The organism is Rhodoferax sp. SPJ21, from assembly GCF_058216335.1.
The window spans coordinates 635,625-656,405 of record NZ_JBYZMO010000001.1 but is presented as its reverse complement, the minus strand read 5'-3'; the positions used below and the strand labels follow the sequence as shown (position 1 = coordinate 656,405).

The 20,781-nt window shown below is 60.5% G+C and carries 19 protein-coding genes and 1 other RNA gene; 7 read left to right on the top strand and 13 right to left on the bottom strand.

The window, feature by feature from the left end:
• The first annotated feature begins 110 nt into the window (after positions 1-110).
• Positions 111-257: an SDR family oxidoreductase gene (locus AC4BBN_RS02850; protein WP_490590434.1), complete on the top strand. Its 147-nt coding sequence runs from the start codon at positions 111-113 to the stop codon at positions 255-257.
• A gap of 18 nt (positions 258-275) precedes the next feature.
• Here AC4BBN_RS02850 and AC4BBN_RS02845 read toward each other — a convergent pair whose 3' ends face one another.
• From AC4BBN_RS02845 to gyrA, 12 genes are all read right to left on the bottom strand, one after another.
• The gene (locus tag AC4BBN_RS02845; RefSeq protein ID WP_490590433.1) at positions 276-776 is read right to left on the bottom strand and encodes a DUF1993 domain-containing protein; all 501 of its coding nucleotides are present in this window, start codon (positions 774-776) and stop codon (positions 276-278) included.
• A 4-nt stretch (positions 777-780) separates the two neighbouring features.
• Positions 781-1,785: an ADP-glyceromanno-heptose 6-epimerase gene (rfaD, locus tag AC4BBN_RS02840; protein ID WP_490590432.1), complete on the bottom strand. Its 1,005-nt coding sequence runs from the start codon at positions 1,783-1,785 to the stop codon at positions 781-783.
• A gap of 13 nt (positions 1,786-1,798) precedes the next feature.
• Entirely contained in the window at positions 1,799-2,746 is a 948-nt protein-coding gene (gene rfaE1, locus AC4BBN_RS02835) for a D-glycero-beta-D-manno-heptose-7-phosphate kinase (RefSeq protein ID WP_490590431.1), read from the bottom strand.
• A gap of 43 nt (positions 2,747-2,789) precedes the next feature.
• A complete protein-coding gene (lapB, locus tag AC4BBN_RS02830) occupies positions 2,790-3,932 on the bottom strand; it encodes a lipopolysaccharide assembly protein LapB (RefSeq protein ID WP_490590430.1) in 1,143 nt (380 codons plus the stop codon).
• A complete protein-coding gene (locus AC4BBN_RS02825) occupies positions 3,922-4,239 on the bottom strand; it encodes a LapA family protein (protein WP_490590429.1) in 318 nt (105 codons plus the stop codon). Before AC4BBN_RS02825 ends, lapB begins: the two co-directional genes overlap by 11 nt.
• Before the next feature lie 45 nt (positions 4,240-4,284).
• Positions 4,285-4,608, bottom strand: a complete 324-nt coding sequence (locus tag AC4BBN_RS02820; RefSeq protein ID WP_490590428.1) for an integration host factor subunit beta — start codon at positions 4,606-4,608, stop codon at positions 4,285-4,287.
• Positions 4,609-4,758: 150 nt separating this feature from the next.
• On the bottom strand, positions 4,759-6,441 hold the full coding sequence (gene rpsA, locus AC4BBN_RS02815) for a 30S ribosomal protein S1 (RefSeq protein ID WP_490590427.1): 1,683 nt from the start codon (positions 6,439-6,441) through the stop codon (positions 4,759-4,761).
• A gap of 168 nt (positions 6,442-6,609) precedes the next feature.
• Positions 6,610-8,610 (bottom strand): bifunctional 3-phosphoshikimate 1-carboxyvinyltransferase/cytidylate kinase, encoded by a 2,001-nt coding sequence (locus tag AC4BBN_RS02810; RefSeq protein ID WP_490590426.1) that lies wholly within the window; start codon positions 8,608-8,610, stop codon positions 6,610-6,612.
• Entirely contained in the window at positions 8,610-9,488 is an 879-nt protein-coding gene (locus AC4BBN_RS02805) for a prephenate dehydrogenase (RefSeq protein ID WP_490590425.1), read from the bottom strand. The genes AC4BBN_RS02810 and AC4BBN_RS02805 overlap by 1 nt, the downstream gene beginning before the upstream one ends.
• A 12-nt stretch (positions 9,489-9,500) precedes the next feature.
• Positions 9,501-10,616: a prephenate dehydratase gene (gene pheA, locus AC4BBN_RS02800; RefSeq protein ID WP_490590424.1), complete on the bottom strand. Its 1,116-nt coding sequence runs from the start codon at positions 10,614-10,616 to the stop codon at positions 9,501-9,503.
• A gap of 3 nt (positions 10,617-10,619) precedes the next feature.
• On the bottom strand, positions 10,620-11,726 hold the full coding sequence (gene serC, locus AC4BBN_RS02795; RefSeq protein WP_490590423.1) for a 3-phosphoserine/phosphohydroxythreonine transaminase: 1,107 nt from the start codon (positions 11,724-11,726) through the stop codon (positions 10,620-10,622).
• A 77-nt stretch (positions 11,727-11,803) separates the two neighbouring features.
• Positions 11,804-14,467: a DNA gyrase subunit A gene (gene gyrA, locus AC4BBN_RS02790; RefSeq protein ID WP_490590422.1), complete on the bottom strand. Its 2,664-nt coding sequence runs from the start codon at positions 14,465-14,467 to the stop codon at positions 11,804-11,806.
• A gap of 226 nt (positions 14,468-14,693) precedes the next feature.
• Between gyrA and ompA the strand changes: the two genes are divergently transcribed.
• The 6 genes from ompA (at position 14,694) to AC4BBN_RS02760 (ending at position 20,211) form a co-directional block, all read left to right on the top strand.
• Positions 14,694-15,347 carry an outer membrane protein OmpA gene (gene ompA / locus AC4BBN_RS02785; RefSeq protein WP_490590421.1) on the top strand — a complete coding sequence of 218 codons (654 nt, stop codon included), beginning with the start codon at positions 14,694-14,696 and terminating at the stop codon, positions 15,345-15,347.
• A gap of 156 nt (positions 15,348-15,503) precedes the next feature.
• Positions 15,504-16,211: a bifunctional 2-polyprenyl-6-hydroxyphenol methylase/3-demethylubiquinol 3-O-methyltransferase UbiG gene (ubiG, locus tag AC4BBN_RS02780; RefSeq protein ID WP_490590420.1), complete on the top strand. Its 708-nt coding sequence runs from the start codon at positions 15,504-15,506 to the stop codon at positions 16,209-16,211.
• The gene (locus tag AC4BBN_RS02775) at positions 16,208-16,900 is read left to right on the top strand and encodes an HAD family hydrolase (RefSeq protein ID WP_490590419.1); all 693 of its coding nucleotides are present in this window, start codon (positions 16,208-16,210) and stop codon (positions 16,898-16,900) included. The genes ubiG and AC4BBN_RS02775 overlap by 4 nt, the downstream gene beginning before the upstream one ends.
• 24 nt (positions 16,901-16,924) lie before the next feature.
• Positions 16,925-17,313, top strand: a transfer-messenger RNA (tmRNA) gene (ssrA, locus tag AC4BBN_RS02770).
• A gap of 149 nt (positions 17,314-17,462) precedes the next feature.
• Entirely contained in the window at positions 17,463-18,377 is a 915-nt protein-coding gene (locus tag AC4BBN_RS02765; protein ID WP_490590418.1) for a phosphatidate cytidylyltransferase, read from the top strand.
• A gap of 34 nt (positions 18,378-18,411) precedes the next feature.
• Positions 18,412-20,211, top strand: coding sequence for a bifunctional alpha/beta hydrolase/class I SAM-dependent methyltransferase (locus AC4BBN_RS02760; protein ID WP_490590417.1), 1,800 nt, complete (start codon positions 18,412-18,414; stop codon positions 20,209-20,211).
• Here AC4BBN_RS02760 and AC4BBN_RS02755 read toward each other — a convergent pair.
• A complete protein-coding gene (locus AC4BBN_RS02755; RefSeq protein ID WP_490590416.1) occupies positions 20,162-20,779 on the bottom strand; it encodes a CDP-alcohol phosphatidyltransferase family protein in 618 nt (205 codons plus the stop codon). The genes AC4BBN_RS02760 and AC4BBN_RS02755 overlap by 50 nt on opposite strands.
• Between the last annotated feature and the right edge of the window lie 2 nt (positions 20,780-20,781).

The following is a 20,781-nucleotide window of genomic DNA, read 5'->3' as shown; positions in this document are numbered from 1 at the left end:
CTACCTCTCGGCGAGCCAGCTATGCCCGTGCTGAGCCGGGCATAAGCCCCTTGTCCTTGCACCATTGCCGGAGGTATGTGTGCCTATAACGACGCGGCCTGGGGGGGCTGATGGCCGAGTGGGTGGAGGTCATTCCCATGGGCCGTGCGGGCACCGGCGAGGATGTGACGGGCTTAGTCGGCTTCTATGCCTCGGACGACGCGGCTTACATCACGGGCCAGACCGTCAACGTGGATGGCGGAATGTTCATGTCCTGACGTGTGCGCTGGCGCGCTTCAGTACAGGTGCCAGCCGTCGAAATCCGCCTTGCCCAGCGGCACGCCCTGCTGGCGCAGGATGGCGTAGGTGCAACTCAGGTGGAAGAAGAAGTTCGGCAGCGCGTACTGCGATAGGAACGTATCGCCCGGCAGCGTCACCGGTGCCTTGCCGGCTTGGCTGCTGCAGCTGCGCTGTGCGCCATCCTCCATGAGCTCCGGCGTAAGCGTATCGAGGAATGCCTGGTTGTGGCGAATACGGGTTTGCAGCTGTTCGAACGAGTGGCTGTCTTCGCCAAAGTCCGGTACGTCCAGTCCTGCCAGCGGGGCACAGGCGCGCAGTGCAAAGTGGGCCGCGATATCGACCTGCAAGGCCAGCGGCAGCATGTCGGGGGCTAGTCGGGCTTGCAGCAAGTTGGGTACATCCAGCGCCTGGTGGGCGGCGTGGGCTTCGGCCAGGTTCAGCATGTGGGCCAATTGGCCCAGGTAACGCTGGCATACCGGTACCGAGGCCGCGTACATGGGCTCAGGCTTGCAGCAGGCTTTGCACGTAGCGTGTGACGCCGGTGTGAACGTCGGCAAACACATGGTCGCAGCCTGTGCTGCGCAGCGCCGTCAGGTCGGCCTGGGTGTAGCACTGGTATTTGCCGCGCAGGGCGTCTGGGAATGCCACGTATTCGAGCTGGCCGCCAGTCACCGCGTCGGCCAGGCTGAGCGCTGGCTGCTGGCCATGGGCGCGCAAGGCGTTGATGACGGCATGGGCTACGTCATTGAAGGGCTGGGCCTTGCCGGTGCCCAGGTTGAAGATGCCGGACTGGTCCGGGTGGTCGAAGAACCACAGGTTGACAGCTACCACATCGTCCACGAACACAAAGTCGCGTAACTGTGCGCCGGGCGCGTAGCCACCGTATTCGCCAAACAGTTTGACCTTGCCGTCTGCCTGGAACTGGTTGAACTGGTGGAAGGCGACGCTGGCCATGCGGCCCTTGTGCTGCTCACGCGGGCCGTAGACGTTGAAGTAGCGAAAGCCCACCACCTGGCTGTGCGAGCGCTTGAAGTCCGGGTCGCAGGCCAGGCGCATGCGCTGGTCAAACAGCAGCTTGGAGTAGCCGTACACATTCAGCGGGCGCTCAAATTCCGGCGTTTCGATGAAGGACGCCGAGCCACCGTAGGTCGCCGCCGAAGAGGCGTACAGCAGGCGCGTACCCTGGGCCTGGCAGGCGGCAAACAGGTCGCAGGACACGCGGTAGTTGTTGTCCATCATGTACTTGCCGTTCATCTCCATGGTGTCGCTGCAAGCACCTTCATGGAACACCGCGTCCACGCGGCCATAGGTTTCCTGGGCGAAGCGGGAGTAGAAGCTGTCGGCATCCACGTAGTCGGCAATTTGCAGATCGGCCAGGTTGCGGTATTTGTCGCCCTGCGTCAGGTCATCTACCGCGATGATATCGGTGATGCCACGTGCATTCAGGCCTTTGACGATGTTGCTGCCGATGAAGCCGGCGGCTCCGGTAACGACGATGCGGGTCATGGTGGTAATCCTCTTAAACGGCGGTAAAAAGTTCGTCGTAGCTGACGGTGGCGGTACCGAATTTGCCGACGACCACGCCGCCAGCACGGTTGGCCAGTGGCATGGCTTCGCGCAGGCTTAAACCCGCAGCAACCAGGGCCGCCAGGGTAGCGATCACGGTGTCACCGGCGCCTGTCACGTCGAACACCTCGCGCGCCTGGGCGCTCACGTGCAGCTCGCCCTGGGCGTCATACAGTGTCATGCCTTCCTCGCTGCGCGTGACCAGCAGGGCGTCCAGCTGTAGTTGCTGGCGCAGGTTCTGCGACTTGGTGCGCAGCTCTTCTTCGCTGCTCCAGCTGCCCACCACTTGCTGCAGCTCGGCCCGGTTGGGGGTGATGACCGTGGCCTGGCTGTAGCGGGAGTAGTCCGAGCCCTTGGGGTCGATCAGAATGCTTTTGCCCTGCGTGCGCGCTAGCGCAATCATGTCGCCCACATGGGCCAGGCCGCCTTTGCCGTAGTCGGAAAACAGCACCGCCTGGTGGGTCGGCAGCAGGGTGGCAAAGCTGGCGGATTGCGAGGCCAGGATTTCGCTCTTTGGGGTGTTCTCAAAGTCCACCCGTATCAGCTGCTGCTGGCGACCGATAACGCGAAGTTTGACCGTGGTTTGTAGCTGGGGGTCGCGGCCAAAGTGGGTGCGGATGCCAGTCTTGGCCACCAGCGCTTCCAGCCGGTGGCTGGCCTCGTCGTCGCCCACGACGGTGAGCAGTGAAGACTGCGCGCCCAGGCTGACGATGTTGGAGGCCACGTTGGCGGCCCCACCCACACGCTCTTCTTCGCGTGTGACCCGCACCACGGGTACCGGGGCTTCGGGGCTGATACGGTCTACCGCGCCGTACCAGTAGCGGTCCAGCATGGCGTCTCCCACCACCAGCACTTGGGCCTGGGACAGTTTTTCACGGGAAAGGGTCAGGAGTTTTGTCATTTCTTTATCTTCACTGTGCGGTCATAGCCGAAGCCTGAGGCGTTCAGAGTTCTTCCACACGCCGAGCGGGGTAGCTGTCCCAGGCCTGGCAGCCGGGGCATTGCCAGAAATGCTGTTTGGCCTCGAAGCCGCAGGCGGCGCAACGGTAGCGCTTTAAAGGGTTGGCGGCGTGGTCCAGGGCGCGTTGGATCTGCGGGTGGAACTCTTCGTGTTCCAGCTTTTCCCCTGCAATCCAGCGGGTGGCGGCTACCAGCGATTGTTCGCGGTCCAGATGCTGCAGGTAGCGCAGGCGGACATCGGTCATGCTGACGTTGGAGCGCAGCTGCAGCTTGAGAATGGCTTCCAGTACATCGAGCGACGCGGTGTGCGCATAGCTGGCTTCCAGCACAGCCAAGGCATCTGGGATGCGCCCTGCATCGACAGCCAGGGTGGCGATCCGGTCTGCTACTAAAGGCATAGCTGCTGGCGCATGTTCCATAAGCGCTAGAAGCGTATTTAATGCCTCGTCGTGCTGGCCTGCCTTCTCTTGCAGAATGCCCATGTCGATGCGCGGACGTGGCGCTTGCGGGGCCACGGCGGTGGCCTGTTGCAGCAGGTCCAGGGCCTTGTCGGGCTTGGCCGCTGCCTGTTCGCACAGATAGTGTGATTGGCGACCGCTGAAGCTGCCTTGGCCGGCGGCTTCCAGCTTGTGGGCGATCTCGGATGCGTCGGCCCAATCGCGCGAGCGTTCGTAGATCGCCAGCAAGGCCAGGCGGCTGCGCGCCTCAAATGCGGTGCCTTCCAGCTTGCGTAACGCAGTCTCGGCACGGTCCAGCAGGCCGGCTTTGAGGAAGTCCAGCGCCAGTGCGTGCTGGGCGCGGTCACGGTCGGCGGCGCTAAGGTCGCCGCGCGACAGCAGGTGTTCGTGCACTCGAACGGCACGCTCATACTCACCACGCCGGCGGAACAGATTGCCTAGCGCGAAGTGCAGTTCGGAGGTATCAGGGTCTTTTTGAACGGCTTCGATGAAGGCGTCGATGGCTTGGTCCTGCTGCTCGTTGAGCAGGAAGTTCAGGCCCTTGAAATAGGCCTTGGGTGCGAGTCGATTTTCTACCCGCAGTTGTCGGAAGTCGAACCGAGAGGCAAGCCAGCCCAGTACAAACGCAATCGGAAAGCCAAGCAATATCCAGCTGAGGTCAAAGTCCATGGGGTGGGGATGAGGGTTCCGTACGGGAGGTTTCGGTCGCTGCGCTGGTGGGCAGGGGCGGTTGAGGCTGTTGTGCCTTTTTGGCGATGACGCGGTGTTTCCACCAGCGCGGCACCATGCCCAGTATGCCCAGCGCCAGGCCTGCTGCAAAGGCGCTCAGCACCAGTAACACCATGGGTGCGCGCCATTGCGTACCAAAGAAGAAGTGCACGGTGGCGTCTTGCTGGTTATTTAGGGCAAACGCAAACAGGGTAAAAAAAATGGCTGCTTTAAGTAACCACTTAAGCAGCCTGGCCAGGTTCTTCATGGGAGTCCTTCCTCTTCAGAACATTCTAGTGTGGTGCCGTATCCGTCAATCCCGGGCTTCGCGCCGGTCGCGGGCTTCCAGTTCGGCAGTGCGCAGGTCTACAGCCTCACGCAGAGCCTTGCCTGGCTTGAAATGGGGCACGCGCTTTTCAGGAATGGAGACGCTTTCGCCATTGCGGGGGTTACGGCCTATGCGCGGCGCCCTGCGGTTGATGGAGAAGCTGCCAAAGCCACGGATCTCGACCCGGTGGCCCCGTACCAAAGCATCGCTGACCGCATCCAGGATGGTCTTGACGGCATGCTCTGCATCGCGGTGGGTGAGTTGGCTGAAACGGGCGGCCAGTTCTTCAACAAGGTCGGATCGGGTCATGGAAAAGGACGTTAGTCGGAGTTATGCAATGCCTTCGGTATGGAGCGCCTGTAGAAGGCATTGCATAAGCCCTGCTCAGGAGTGAAACAAGCCGATCCGCTCGCCCCTGCGAGTCGGATCGGCTTGGCACTAGGCTATATCAGCAACAAATTAATTGTTGTTGTCCAGCTTGGCGCGCAGCAGAGCGCCCAGGCTGGTGGTGCCGGCGTTTTCACGGGCAGAAGCTTGGCTCAGAGCTGCCATGGCTTCGCCTTGGTCGGCAGCGTCCTTGGCCTTAATCGACAACTGGATGTTGCGGGTCTTGCGATCCACATTGACCACCACAGCGGTAACTTCGTCGCCTTCTTTCAGCACGTTACGTGCGTCTTCGACGCGGTCACGGCTGATTTCGGAAGCGCGCAGGTAACCGATGATGTCTTCACCCAGGTCGATTTCAGCGCCACGGGCATCCACGGTCTTGACCTTACCGGTAACGGTCTGGCCCTTGTCGTTGATGGTGGTGAAGGTGGTGAAGGGATCGCTGTCCAGCTGTTTGATGCCCAAAGAGATGCGTTCGCGGTCCACGTCCACGGCCAACACGATGGCTTCGACTTCTTGACCCTTCTTGTAGTTACGCACGGCGGCTTCGCCGGTTTCGTTCCAAGACAGGTCAGACAAATGCACCAGACCGTCGATACCGGCAGCCAGGCCGACGAACACGCCGAAGTCGGTGATCGACTTGATCGGGCCCTTGACGCGGTCGCCACGCTTGGTGTCTTGCGCGAATTCTTGCCATGGGTTGGCCTTGCATTGCTTCATACCCAGGCTGATACGGCGCTTGTCTTCGTCGATTTCCAGAACCATGACTTCGACTTCGTCGCCCAGCGAAACCAGCTTGGCGGGAGCGATGTTCTTGTTGGTCCAGTCCATTTCGGAAACGTGCACCAGGCCTTCGATGCCGGGTTCCAGTTCCACGAATGCACCGTAGTCGGCGATGTTGGTGATCTTGCCGAACAGACGGGTCGATTGTGGGTAGCGGCGGTTCACGCCCATCCATGGATCGTCGCCCATTTGCTTCAGACCCAAGGACACGCGGTTCTTTTCGGTGTCGAACTTGAGGATCTTGGCGGTGATTTCTTGACCAGCCGTCACCACTTCCGATGGGTGGCGAACGCGGCGCCATGCCATATCGGTGATGTGCAGCAGACCGTCGATGCCGCCCAGGTCCACGAACGCACCGTATTCGGTGATGTTCTTGACCACGCCGTGCACCACGGAACCTTCTTTCAGGGTTTCCATCAGCTTGGCGCGTTCTTCGCCCATGGAGGCTTCGACCACAGCGCGGCGCGACAGCACCACGTTGTTGCGCTTGCGATCCAGCTTGATGACCTTGAATTCCATGGTCTTGTTCTCGTAGGGAGACAAGTCCTTGATGGGGCGGGTGTCGATCAGCGAACCGGGCAGGAATGCGCGGATGCCATTGACCAGAACGGTCAGGCCGCCCTTGACCTTGCCGGAGGTGGTGCCGGTCACGAATTCGCCGGATTCCAGGGATTTCTCCAGGGACATCCAGGAAGCCAGGCGCTTGGCGGTGTCGCGGCTGACGATGGTGTCGCCGTAACCGTTTTCGATGGCAACGATGGCGACCGAAATGAATTCGCCAACTTGGACTTCAACTTCGCCCTTGTCGGTCTTGAACTCTTCCAGCGGCACGTAGGCTTCGGACTTGAGGCCAGCGTTGACAACCACGAAGCTGTGTTCGATACGGATGACTTCGGCGGTAACGACTTCACCAATGCGCGTTTCCGTGCGGGTTAGCGATTCGGCGAAGAGGTCTGCAAATGATTCTGACATGTGTTTCCTAGTCCACGGAACAGGGGTATACGGGTGCGGGATTGCACCTGCGTGGGGTCTGCCGTGGCGGTGTGGCGGTCGTGTGACCACCGGGGTTACAGGGTTGAAAACCACTCAGCCAGTGCGCCTGCGGCGCGGTGGCGGCCGAGTGGGCCTACTAAAACTATTTCAGGAAGCCTGAAACGGTTGTTTGCTCTGCCACCAGTCCAACACCTGGACCACCGAGGTTTCGATGGTCATTTCAGAGTTGTCCAGTAGCAAGGCGTCTTGCGCTGGCTTGAGAGGCGCGGTGCTGCGGGACGAGTCCCGGGCGTCGCGCGCTTCCAAATCAGCACGAAGGTCCTCGAGTGTAGTCGAAATCCCCTTTGAAATCAATTGCTTATGCCGCCTCTCGGCGCGCCGGGCGGCGGTGGCGGTCAGATACACCTTGAGCGGCGCCTTCGGAAAGATCACCGTACCCATGTCGCGCCCATCGGCAACCAAGCCCGGCAGGCGCTGGAAGCTGTGTTGCAGGTCCACCAAGGCCAGCCGCACCGAGGGCAGGGCCGAGACTTTGGAGGCGTTCATGCCGGCTTCTTCGGTGCGAATTGCCTCTGATACATCGTCTTTGCCTAGCCACACTTTGCCGGCGTCAAACCGCACGGGCAGGGTTTGGGCCAAGGTGGCGATGGCGGCCTCGTCGGCTGCGGAGATGGTCAAGCCGGCACGCAAAGCCGCTAGCGCGGTGATGCGGTACATGGCGCCCGAATCCAGGAAGTGGTAGCCCAGCTTGGCGGCCAGAGCCGCAGCGACCGTACCTTTGCCCGAGGCGGTCGGCCCGTCGATGCAAAGCACCGGGATGTGGGCCGTGGCGGTCTGCGATAACGAAAGCAGGGCTTCGAAGTAATCGGGGAAGGTCTTTGCCACGCACTTCGGGTCTTCGATGCGTACCGGCAGCTCCGCCGGGTTGAAGGCGGCCAGCGAGAAGCACATCGCCACCCGGTGGTCGTCATAGGTGTGGATGCTGGCGGCTTTCCAAGCTGCAACCGTCGCCGGTGGCGTGACGCGGATATAGTCCGCGCCTTCGTCCACCGTAGCGCCGAGCTTGCGTAACTCGGTGGCCATGGCAGCTATCCGGTCGGTTTCCTTGACCCGCCAGCTGGCGATATTGCGCAGCGTGGTAGTGCCGTCGGCATACAGAGCCATGACCGCCAGGGTCATGGCGGCGTCGGGGATGTGGTTGCAGTCCAGTTCAATGGCCTTCAGGGGCCAGCTGCCACGGCTGACTTCTAGCCAGTTGGGGCCGCTCGTGATTTGCGCGCCCATTTGCTGCGCGGCATCGATGAAGCGGATATCGCCCTGGATCGAGGCGGCGCCGACGCCTTCAATACGAATTCGGCCGCTGGCGCTGGCAGCAATTGCACCAAGCGCTATGAAATAGCTAGCGGACGAGGCGTCTGCCTCGACGTGGATGTCGCCCGGCGATTGGTAGCGGCTGCCGGCTGGGATGGTGAAGCGGGACCAGCCCTCGCGTTGCACGTTGATGCCAAAGCGCGCCAATAGGTTCAGTGTGATTTCGATATAGGGCTTGGAGATCAGTTCGCCCACCACGTCTATCACCACGTTCTGACGTGCGACCAAGGGCAGGGCCATAAGCAGCGCCGTCAGGAACTGGCTGGAGACATCGCCACGTACGCGTATCGGCGCACCCAGTTGCAGCTGGGGCTGGGCAATGCGTAGGGGGGGATAGCCGTCCTGGCCGGTGTAGTCGATCTGGCAGCCCAGTTGGCGCAGTGCATCGACGAGGTCGCCGATCGGACGTTCGTGCATGCGCGGTACGCCGTGCAGGCGGAAGTCGCCACCCAGCACGGCTAGGGCGGCTGTCAGGGGGCGGATGGCGGTGCCAGCGTTGCCCATGAACAGATCGGCCTGCGACGCGGAGAGTTGGCCGGCGAGTCCGTCTATTTCGACCGTATTACCGCTGTGGCGGATGCCGCAGCCCAGCTTGCTGAGCGCGTCCAGCATGACGCGGGTGTCGTCCGAATCCAGCAGGTCGTGCACGCGGGTGGTACCGCCGCTGAGTGCGGCCAGTAGCAGCACCCGGTTGGAGATGCTTTTGGAACCAGGCAGTACGACAGTACCGGTGGCGCTGTCCAGTGGGGGAAGGTCTAGGAAGGCGGTTGCGAACATCAGGTTTTCTGTTTCATGGAGGCCATGCTCCAGTCGGCGCGGCTGTCGCTGGCATGCTCCAGCATGCTGACCAGCGCGTCAGCGTCGTTGTTGGTGATCATGGTTTCCATGGTCTGCAGGGTGCGCTGGAAGATGCGGGACTGCGCCAGCAGTTCTTCCTTGTTGGCCAGCAGAATGTCGCGCCACATATGCGGATCAGACGCGGCAATGCGGGTGAAATCACGGAAACCCGGGCCAGCCAACGCCAGGTATTCTTGGCCCTGGGCTTGGGACACCAGGCCATGCATCATCGCGAAAGCGATCAGATGCGGCAGGTGGCTGACGGCGGCAAACGTAGCGTCATGCGACTCGGGCGACATCTGCAGCACATTGCAGTCCAGTGCCGTCCAGACTTCGTGGGCGCGGGCCAATTGCTTGGTGAGGGTGCGCTCGATAGGCGTGAGGATGACGTTTTTGCCGCTGTACAAGTACGGGTCGGCAAACTCCACGCCAGATACTTCCTTGCCGGTGATGGGGTGTGCAGGGACAAAGGAGCCGACCTGCTCCTTCAAGGCGCGACGTGCTGCATCCACCACATCACGCTTGGTCGAACCCACGTCCATCACCAGGGTGTTGGGCGTGATCAGGTGCTTTATGGATTTGAAGGTCGCTTCGGTGGCGGCTACCGGCACGGCCAGCAGAACGATGTCGGCTCCGGATACGGCCAGGAGGGCGGACGGTGCTTCCACGTCGATCACGCCCAGCTGGCGGGCCCGGCTGGTAGTGGAGGGGGACTTGCTGTAACCCACCACGCGCTGGACCAGGCCGGCTTTCTTCATGGCCAGGGCAAACGAGCCGCCCATCAGGCCGCAACCTATCAGTCCCAGTTGTTCAAACATGTTGCGCCTCGCTTATGGACCGACAGGGTAGGTGCCCAGCACCTTGTAGAACGCACACAGGGCATGCAATTCATTCAGAGCTTTGGCGACATGGGGCTGGGAGGGGTGGCCGTCCAGGTCGATATAGAAATAGTAGTCCCACTGGCCGGTGCGGGCCGGACGCGACTCGAAACGCGTCATGGATACCCCGTTGGTCTTCAGCGGCACAAGTAAATCGTGCATGGCGCCAGGCTTGTTGGGCACGGACACCACCAAGCTGGTGCAGTCCTTGCCCGAAGCGGGCGGCGTGGCCAGGGTCTGGGGCAGGCAGATGACGGCAAAGCGGGTGCGGTTGTACGCATCGTCCTGCACCGCATGGGACACGATGTGCAGGCCAAACTGGGAGGCGGCGCGTTCGCTGGCCAAGGCCGCCCAGCTGGAGTTGGCCGCAGCCAGGCGCGCGCCTTCTGCATTGCTGGAAACGGCGCGACGCTCGGCATGTGGCAGGTGCTGGGTCAGCCAGCCCTGGCACTGGGCCAGCGCCTGGGGGTGGGCCATGACAACTTCGATGTCATCACGCGAGTTCACCTGGCGCAGCAGGTTGTGCCGTACCAGCAGGCTGACTTCACCCACCACATGCACCGGAGAGTGCAGGAACAGGTCGAGCGAGCGCGCGACCACGCCTTCGGTGGAGTTTTCAATCGCCACCACGCCGTACTGGGTGGTGCCTGCGGCCGTGGCGTGGAAGACCTCGTCAAAGTTGGCGCAGTACAGCAGCTCGGCGGCGCTGCCGAAGAATTCGATGGCAGCCTGTTCGGTAAAAGTGCCTTCAGGGCCCAGCACGGCGACGCGTTGCGGCGCTTCGAGCGCCAGGCAGGCAGACATGATTTCGCGCCAAACTGCGGCCACATGCGTGTTCTTCAGTGGGCCGGTGTTGGCGTGCTGGATCTTTTCGATCACCTGCGCCACGCGGTCGGGCCGGAAGAAGGGGGAGCCTTCGCGGCGTTTGACCTCGCCGACCTGCTCGGCCACCAGGGCCCGGCGGTTCAGTAGCGACAGAAGTTCCTGGTCGATCTGGTCAATCTTGACGCGCAGATCGGACAGGTCGAGAGGGGTGGAAGCGGGTGTGGCGGGGAGAGCGGCAGTCATGGATCAGGCTTGGGCTTTCTCGAATGCGTGCATGTAGTCCACCAGCGCCTGCACGCCAGCCAGCGGCATAGCGTTGTAGATGCTGGCCCGCATGCCGCCGACCGACTTGTGACCCTTGAGCTGAAGCAAGCCGCGTGCCTTGGCGCCGTCCAGGAAGGCATCGTTGCGGCTTTCATCGCGCAGGAAGAAGGGCACGTTCATGCGCGAGCGGCAGTTGGGGTCTACCTTGTTGAAGTACAGCTGCGACTGGTCGATGGTGCGGTACAGCAGCTCGGCCTTGGCGATGTTGCGCTGCTCCATGGCTTCTATGCCGTGCATACCGTTTTCGGTCTGCCGCTTCAGCCACTGGAAGACCAGTCCCGCCATATAGATGGCGTAGGTCGGCGGGGTGTTGAACATGGACTGGTTTTCGGCCACTGTTGCGTAGTTGAATGCGCTGGGGCAGATGGGCAGCGCATGGCCCAGCAGGTCTTCACGCACGACCACCACGGTCAGGCCTGCGGGGCCGAGGTTCTTCTGGGCGCCGCCAAAGGCCAGGCCGACCTTGCTCCAGTCCACGGGGCGGGAGGCCACGTGGGAAGAAAAATCCACCACCAGCGGGGCCTTGCTGCCCAGGGCCTGCAAGTCAGGTAGGGTCTGGAATTCCACGCCGTCAATGGTTTCATTGCTGCAGATGTGCACATACTGGGCATCGGCGCTGAGCTGCCAGCTGCTGGGGGCTGGCAGTGTGGTGTAACCCTGGGCTTCACCGCTGGCGGCGATATGCACCTGGGCGTATTTGCGGGCCTCTTTTTGCGACTTCTGGCTCCAGCTGCCGGTGACCACGCAATCGACCGCACCGCCGTGCGACAGGTTCAAGGGCACGATGGCGTTTTCACCCAGGCCGCCACCTTGCATGAACAGGATCTTGAATTCGGGCGGCACCGCCATCAGGGCGCGGAAGTCGGCCTTGGTCTGTGCGTAGATCGACAAAAACTCTTTGCCGCGGTGGCTCATCTCCATCACACCCATGCCGCTGCCATGCCAATCCAGCATTTCGGCGGCAGCCTGGGTCAATACTTCTTCAGGGATGGCCGCAGGGCCGGCAGAAAAGTTGAATGGGCGGGTCATGCGATTTACAGGTTAAATAGCCCTCCAGCGCACATTCAATATGCGTGAGGCGCTATTAAATTGATAGTTGACTGTGCTTAAGCCTCGGGCGTCTCGTCGCCAGCCACATCACCATCAGCGGCGGCATCTGCACCACCGGCTTCTGGAGTCGCGACATTGGCATCGTTTTCGACGATGCGCTGCAGGCCGCTGAGCTTGGAGCCTTCGTCCAGGCCGATCAGGGTCACACCCTGGGTGGCGCGGCCTAGTTCGCGAATTTCGCTCACGCGGGTGCGCACCAGCACGCCCTTGTCGGTGATCAGCATGATTTCGTCGTCGGCGTGCACCAGCGTCGCAGCTACCACGCGGCCGTTGCGCTCGCTTTGCTGGATGGCAATCATGCCCTTGGTGCCGCGGCCATGTCGGGTGTATTCGGTGATGCTGGTGCGTTTGCCGTAGCCGTTCAGGGTGGCGGTCAGTACGCTTTGCTGTTCGTCTTCGGCCACCAGCATGGCGATCACGGTCTGGCCTTCTTCCAGCATCATGCCGCGCACGCCACGGGCATTACGGCCCATGGGGCGCACATCGTTTTCGTCAAAGCGCACGGCCTTGCCGCCGTCGCTGAACAGCATGACATCGTGCTTGCCGTCGGTTAGCGCCGCGCCGATCAGGAAGTCGCCCGGGTCCAGGTCCACGGCGATGATGCCGGCCTTGCGCGGGTTGCTGAAGTCTTCCAGCGGCGTTTTCTTGACCGTGCCCATGCTGGTGGACATGAATACATACTGGTCAGCCGGGAATTTGCGCGCAGCGCCAGTCAAAGCCAGCACGACGTTGATCTTCTCGCCTTCTTGCAGCGGGAACATGTTGACGATGGGGCGGCCACGCGAACCACGCGAGCCTTGCGGTACTTCCCAGACCTTGAGCCAGTACAGGCGGCCTCGGTTCGAGAAGCACAGTATGTAGTCGTGCGTGTTGGCGATGAACAGCTGATCGACCCAGTCGTCTTCCTTGGTGGCTGTGGCCTGCTTGCCGCGCCCGCCGCGCTTTTGTGCGCGGTATTCAGACAGCGGCTGGCTCTTGATATAGCCGCTGTGCGACAGGGTCACGACCATGTCGGTGGGTGTGATCAGGTCTTCGGTGCTCAGGTCGAACGAGCTGTGCTCCACCAGGCTGCGGCGTGCGCCAATCTTGGTTTGGCCGAATTCCAGCTTGATGGCGGTGAGTTCTTCGCCAATGATGGCGGAGACGCGTTCTGGCTTGGCCAGGATGTCCAGGAAGTCTTCGATCTCGGACATCACCTCTTTGTATTCGGCGACGATCTTGTCCTGTTCCAGGCCAGTCAGGCGCTGCAGACGCATCTGCAGAATTTCTTGGGCTTGCACTTCGGACAGGCGGTATAGACCGTCCTTGCCCATGCCCAGTTCTTTTTCCAGGCCGTCTGGGCGGTAGTCGTCCACATTCACCATGCCGCCGTCGGCGCGGGTGCGGGTGAGCATTTCACGTACCAGCTTGCTGTCCCAGGGCTTGGCCATCAGCTCTAGTTTGGCAACCGGTGGCGTAGGCGCATTGCGGATGATGGCAATGAAGTCGTCGATATTGGCCAGCGCGACCGCCAAGCCTTCCAGCACATGGCCGCGTTCGCGGGCCTTGCGCAGGTTGAAGATGGTGCGGCGGGTGACTACTTCGCGGCGGTGCTCCAGGAAGACTTCGATCAGGTCTTTCAGGTTGCACAGCTTAGGCTGGCCGTTCACCAAGGCCACCATATTCATTCCGAAGGTGTCTTGGAGTTGTGTCTGTTTGTAAAGGTTGTTTAAAACAACTTCAGGTACTTCGCCGCGTTTGAGCTCAATCACCAGGCGCATGCCGGACTTGTCCGACTCGTCCTGGATATGGCTGATGCCTTCAATCTTCTTCTCGTGTACCAGCTCGGCCATGCGTTCTTGCAAGGTCTTCTTGTTGCACTGGTAGGGCAGCTCATCCACGATGATGGCTTGGCGTTGGCCTTTGTCTATATCTTCAAAGTGGCACTTGGCGCGCATCACCACACGCCCACGGCCGGTACGGTAGCCGTCTTTCACGCCGTTGATGCCGTAAATGATGCCGGCGGTCGGGAAGTCGGGCGCGGGGATGATCTCCATCAGCTCGTCTACGCTCGCCTGCGGGTTGCGCAGCAGGTGCAGGCAGCCGTCCACCACTTCGTTCAGGTTATGTGGCGGAATATTGGTCGCCATACCCACCGCAATACCGGATGAACCATTGACCAATAAATTAGGGAAGCGGGCTGGCATGACCAGCGGCTCCTGTTCGCTACCATCGTAGTTCGGGCCAAAATCTACCGTTTCTTTGTCCAGATCCGCTAGCAGCTCGTGGGCGATCTTGGACATGCGGATTTCGGTGTAACGCATGGCCGCCGCGTTGTCGCCGTCTACCGATCCGAAATTGCCCTGGCCATCGACCAGCATGTGGCGCAGCGAAAAGTCCTGCGCCATGCGGACGATGGTTTCATACACGGCGCTGTCGCCGTGCGGGTGGTACTTACCAATCACGTCGCCAACGATACGTGCAGACTTCTTATATGCGCGGTTCCAGTCGTTGTTCAGCTCATGCATGGCAAACAACACCCGGCGGTGCACGGGTTTGAGGCCATCGCGGGCGTCGGGCAGGGCGCGGCCCACAATCACACTCATCGCGTAGTCGAGGTAACTCCGGCGCATTTCCTCTTCAAGACTGATGGGCAGGGTTTCTTTGGCGAACTGGGTCATGGAGTGCAAACGTGGTGCGAGACGAAGTGTGGGATTTTACGGCCAAGTGACTGTCGCTACGCAGCAACACATAGGCTGTGCGCACATGCCTGGCTTTGCGATAGCCTGTTGTCCTACTCGTTTCCCCTTACGCGTGTGGCACAATTCAATGAACGTTTGCAGTGATGGTCACTGCAGGCGTCCCTTATTGCAGCGCTGCTGCAGCTTTTTCCCCCAGAGGAGAACCATGAAGAAATTAAACAAAGTGGCGATGTTGTTTGCCTCCGCAGCGCTTGTGACCGCCGCTGGTGCGCAGTCCGTTGACAATTGGAAGAACGGCACGAACGAGCTGGTCTGGAAGAACGGCACGAATGAACTGTGCTGGCGCGATGCCAACTGGACGCCCGCAACGGCTGCTCCTGGCTGCGATGGCGCGATCGTTCCTGCTGCTGCGCCAGCTCCCGCTGCTGCTGCTCCCGCGCCAGCTCCTGCTGCAGCCCCCGCTCCAGCTCCTGCTGCTGCTGTGGTCGCAGCGCCTATGGTTGCTGAAAAGGTAACTTACGCTGCTGATGCATTCTTCGACTTCAACAAGTCTGTACTGAAGCCAGAAGGCAAGGCTAAGCTGGACGATCTGGTTAGCAAGGTCAAGGGCATCAACCTGGAAGTGATCATTGCCGTGGGTCACACCGACTCCGTGGGCAGCGATGCGTACAACCAAAAGCTGTCGGTTCGTCGTTCCGAAGCCGTGAAGGCTTACTTGGTGTCCAACGGCATCGAAAAGAACCGCGTTTACACCGAAGGCAAGGGCGAGAAGCAACCTGTGGCGGACAACAAGACTGCTGAAGGCCGCGCCAAGAACCGCCGCGTTGAAATCGAAGTGGTCGGCACGCGCAACAAGTAATTTATCTGGAAGAGCGTTGAAGTATTTTGGCGCTGTTGCTTAGATAAAAACTTGGCTAAAAGCCTGTCAAAAAAGCCTCCTTCGGGAGGCTTTTTTGCGTGTGTATGGCATATATCTCGGGCTAGGTCGGTGCGTGTAATCTGCGAAAATCATGTAATGAACCCAAGTCTGAACGCTGACCCCGCCGAACTGGCGAAATTTTCTGAATTAGCCCATCGTTGGTGGGATAAGGACAGCGAGTTCCGTCCCTTGCACCAGATCAACCCGTTGCGCCTGGCGTGGATGGACGGCCTGGCCTCGTTCCAGGGCAAGCGGGTATTGGATATCGGTTGTGGCGGAGGCATATTGACAGACTCCATTGCCAGAGCCGGGGCGGATGCCACAGGCATCGACCTGTCGAGTAAAGCCCTTAAGGTGGCACAGTTGCACGCTCTGGAGTCAGGGACACCACGGGTGCAATACAGGGAAATCAGCGCTGAAGATATGGCTGCGGAGCAAGCGGGCAGTTTTGATGTGGTGACATGTATGGAAATGCTGGAGCATGTGCCAGACCCCTCCTCGGTTGTGCGGGCCTGTTCGACCTTGGTTAAGCCAGGTGGCTGGGTGTTTTTTTCCACCATCCACCGCAGTGCAAAGTCTTTTCTGATGGCTATCGTGGGTGCCGAGTATGTCCTCAACATGTTGCCCCGTGGCACTCACGAATACGCCAAAATGATCCGCCCCAGCGAGCTCGCAGCCTATTGCCGTGCAGCGGACCTGGCACTAAGCAATACCTGTGGATTGGAGTTCAACCCAGTAACCCAGCGTTACGCCTTGAGCGGAGACACCAGCGTGAACTATATGTTCGCGACGCAAAAGTTATGACTTCTTCGTCTGGGACCCAATTTCAGAATGTCCGGGCGATTTTGTTCGACCTGGACGGTACCTTGGTGGACAGCGCACCAGACCTTGCTGCAGCGGCGGACAAGATGCGTACCGATCGTGGCCTTTCCTCTTATCCGGCGGAGCGTTATCGGCCCATGGTCGGCGCGGGTGCAAGAGGCATGCTTGGTATTGCATTCGGTATGCAGCCAGACCATTCCGACTACGCGCTGATGCGAGAAGAGTTTTTCAGCAATTATGAACAGCGCTTGACGCTTCAAACCTATGCGTTTGATGGCATACCGGCTTTGTTGCAGGAACTTGCTGGGCGGCGACTGGCCTGGGGCGTGGTTACCAATAAATCAGAGCGATTCGCGATTCCCTTGACCCAGGCAATGCCGATTTTTGCGTCTGCAGGTGCGGTTGTGGGTGGGGATTCGACGCCTCACGCCAAACCCCATCCCGAGCCCTTGTTCGAGGCAGCGCGTCGCTTGGGGGTTGCCCCCGCGCGCTGTGTGTATGTGGGGGACGATGAGCGCGATATTGTTGCCGGCTTGGCTGCGGGCATGTACACCGTGGCGGCAGCGTATGGCTACTTAGGAAGCAATGCAGATATTGCTCAGTGGGGTGCGCACCAGGTTATTCATGCGCCGGAAGAGTTGTTGCAATGGCTGCCGAATGCGCAGGCATGATTCGTCGTTTAAAATAGGCTGATTGGGGCTGCACTGGTTTCGACGTGGGTTCGGACGCGCAGCAGGGCATGTCGAGGTTCTGTCACCTCGTAAAACAGCAGAAAAAACCTAACTGCAAACGACGAACGTTTCGCACTCGCCGCTTAATTGCGCGTGAGCCTCGCAACAGCAAGCCAATAGGCTGGGCAAGGGTTGTAATGCCGCAAGGTATTGCAGTCCAGGCTGCGGGGTAATTTCATTTGGCTGGGAGCGCGCTGGGTAACTTAGTGCACTTCGAGAAAATAGGTTACTGGCGTTTTGCATAGCGTGCCACTGCGCGATGCAAAAGGCGAGACTTAAACCAGATGGCTACACATGTAGAACTGTTCGAAGAAGGCTTGCGGACGGGGGTTCAAATCCCCCCGGCTCCACCATATTGACATCCAAGGCCGTTTGCTGGCTTCCGGCAAACGGCCTTTTCATTTGCGTTACTGCTTGGCAAACGCTTTTGGCGGCCTATCTGCTTGTTTATGCTGCCATAGAATTTGCCGCATGTTTACATTCCTCCGGCTTGCGGCTATCGATGCCTGATGTGCTATTTGGCCCCTGGGCGTTTGGGTATGCCGTCTGGAGTGCTGCGCCGCGCATAGGCTGGGCCATGTTGCTGCTGTATGGGGTGCTGGCAATTGCAAGTGTGGGTGTTGGCTTGAGCTCTGCGCGGCAGAGTGCTTTGCGTCAGCAGATCAATGCTTGGTGGCGGATATTTCCCGTGGTCAGTGTGAGTCTGCTGTTGTATCCATGGGGGCCGGGCGTGCTGTTTTTGCTGATTGCCGGCTTGGCCATGCGTGAACTGGGCATGCATTACCTCGGGCCGGCCCAGTCTTTCTACGCGACATGTGCCCTGGTGCTGGTGCTGCAAACGTTGCTGGCAATGTATGACCCGGGTTGGGCCTGCAATGTATTGCTGGGAATGCTGTTGTTGCAGGCCTTGGCTTTCTGCGTCTACCGCAGAACTTCTTGGATGCTGGTCCTGCTGTTTGTGTGGCTGTGTGCAGGTATGAGTTTTTTGCCGCGGCTGCTGCATATGACGTCGTCTGCAGGCGTCAACCTGGCCTGGTTTTTCTACCTGTTTGTTCTGACGGCCCTGAATGACATTGCGCAGTTTGTGTGCGGAAAATGCTGGGGACGGCACAAGGTTGCGGCCCGCATCAGCCCGAACAAGACTTGGCAGGGATTATTGGGTGGCGTGCTGACCAGTATGGCGGTGTCGGCGCTGTTGGGTTGGTATTTGCAGCTGGCAGCCGTGCCGCAATTGCTGGGCCTGGGCGTGTTGTTATCGTTGGCTGGTTTTGTGGGTGATATGGCCCTATCTGCCGCCAAACGCCGTTTGGGCATCAAGGACTTTTCGCAGCTGATTCCCGGCCACGGCGGTATTCTGGACCGCGTAGACAGCCTGGTATTGACCGCGCCGGCCTTGTACTGGGGCTTGACGCTGTAAGGCCTGCACCTGATCCGTTTACCGAGATATCTCTATGACCCTATTGACTGCTTCCGGCTGGACCCAACAGGAATCTGGTTTCGAAAGCTTTGACCAAACCCGCATTTTTTACCGCAGCTGGCAGCCGACGATGCCACGCGACGACGGCCCGCAGCGGGCGCTGGTGTTTCTGCACCGTGGCCATGAGCATTCGGGCCGCATCCAGCCGCTGGTAGAACAATTTGGCTGCACCCAGGACTGGGCCTTTGCCTGGGATGCGCGCGGCCACGGGCATTCCCCAGGTGAGCGGGGCGATGCGCCTAGCTTCTACACCCTGGTGCAAGACTTCGAGGCTTTCATCCGCCACCTGCAAGCCCGATACGGTATTGCCGCAGAAAACATGCTGATCGTGGCCAATAGTGTGGGCGCGGTGATTGCGGCCACTTGGTTGCATGACTACGCGCCCCGGGTGCGCGGTGTGGTGATGGCGGCGGCGGCTTTTGACATCAATCTGTACGTCCCTCTGGCCAAGCCCGCATTGGGCCTGGCACTGCGCTTTAGCCCTGGGTTGAGCGTGACCAGCTATATCCGCGCTGGCATGCTGACGCATTCAGCAGCCCAGGCGCAGGCCTACGATCTGGACCCGTTGATCACCCGCAACATTTCGGCGCGGGTGCTGCTGGACCTGGCCGATACAGCGCAGCGCGTGGTGGCAGACGCCCAGGCCATAGACACACCGGTGCTGATGCTGGTGGCCGACAAAGACTATGTGGTCAAGCAGGCGCCGCAGCGCCAGTTTTTTGACCGTTTGGCGTCACCCATGAAGCGCTATGTAGTCATTCCCGATTGCTACCATGCTATCTTTTATGAAGCGCAGGTCCAGGCAGAACAAGCGCTAGAGGCTAGTAAGGTATTTATTGCCGAGTGCTTCGCGAAGGACTTACCGGCCTTGGATCGCTACCATGCGGCCGACGTGCTTGGCCCCAGTGCACAGCGTTACCAGGCCTTGCAACAGGGTAGGGCTGGCAGTGCGTGGGACCACGCCTATTTGGGTTTGCAGAAGCGCATGCTGGGGAAGTTGGGGCCATGGAGCGATGGCATGCGTATCGGCTTGGAGCAGGGATTTGATTCCGGTGCCTCGCTGGACTATGTGTACCGTAACCAGGCCGGTGGGCGCTGGGGTGTGGGGCCGCTGATCGACCGGGGCTACCTGAACGCCATCGGTTGGCGCGGCATACGCCAGCGCAAGGCGCAGCTGCAGCAATTGCTGGGGGCGTTGATTGCGCAGCACCCGGCAGACCAGCCGCTGCGCATCCTGGACATTGCCGCTGGCGGTGGCCGCTATGTGCTGGAGACTGTGAAGCGCCACCAGGACCGAGAGATTGAAATCACCCTGCGCGACATGGACCCTCGCAATCTGGAGCAGGCCCTGCAGCTCGCCATGCAGCTGCAGTTGAAGAACCATATCGCCTACCAACGCCGCGATGCTTTCGATCCAGCCAGTTATCCTGCCGACGAGGCACCTTACGACATCGCCATCGTCTCCGGCCTGTATGAATTGTTCAGCGATAACGCCCGGGTGCTGCAATCCTTGCAAGGCGTAGGACAACAACTGAAAGAGGGTGGCCATCTGGTCTACACCGGCCAGCCCTGGCACCCGCAGTTGCTGATGATTGCCAAGACCTTGACTAACCACCAGGGCCAGCCCTGGCAGATGCGCCCACGCCCGCAGGCGGAGATGGACGCCCTGGTTGCCAGTGCGGGCTGCCACAAGCTCCACAGCGAGGTGGGTGTCGCGGGGATTTTTACCGTGTCGGTGGCGCGCCGTGGCGCAGCGCCGAACGCAGGCGGTTAAGCAGCGTCCAGGCCAGTAGCAGCAGCACCAGGCACAGCAGACCATTCAGCCACAGCGGGCCGGCGCCTGCCGCTAGCAATAAGGCAAGCAGGCTGAATGCTGCAGCACGGTCGCTCTTGCCCATAGGTCCATCAAAGCCGCGCGCCGCCCCGACCTGCAGCGCCAGCACGCCGGAAAATTCCACCAGCAGTGCGGCCAACGCGGCCAGCACCACCAGGGGCGCGTAGATGCCGGACGCGAAGGTAAAAGGCAGCACCAGGGCCGCGTCGGACACCTGGTCGGCTACCTCGTTCAGCAGCGCTCCCAGGCGTGTTTTTTGCCCGGTGGCCTGGGCCAGCATGCCGTCGATGGCGTTCAAGCCCATGCGCAGCAGCATGAACATGGGCAGCCCGACCCACAGCCGCATGTCTTGCGGCCACAGCAGCAGCGCCGCGCCGTACAGCAGCGACAGCACCATGGCCAGCAGCGTGATCTGGTTGGGCGTAACCCCCGCGCGTGCCAGCCAGGACAGGCTAGGGCGCAGCAGTTGTTGAAAACGGGGTTTGAGTTGGTAGATGGAAATGCGCATGG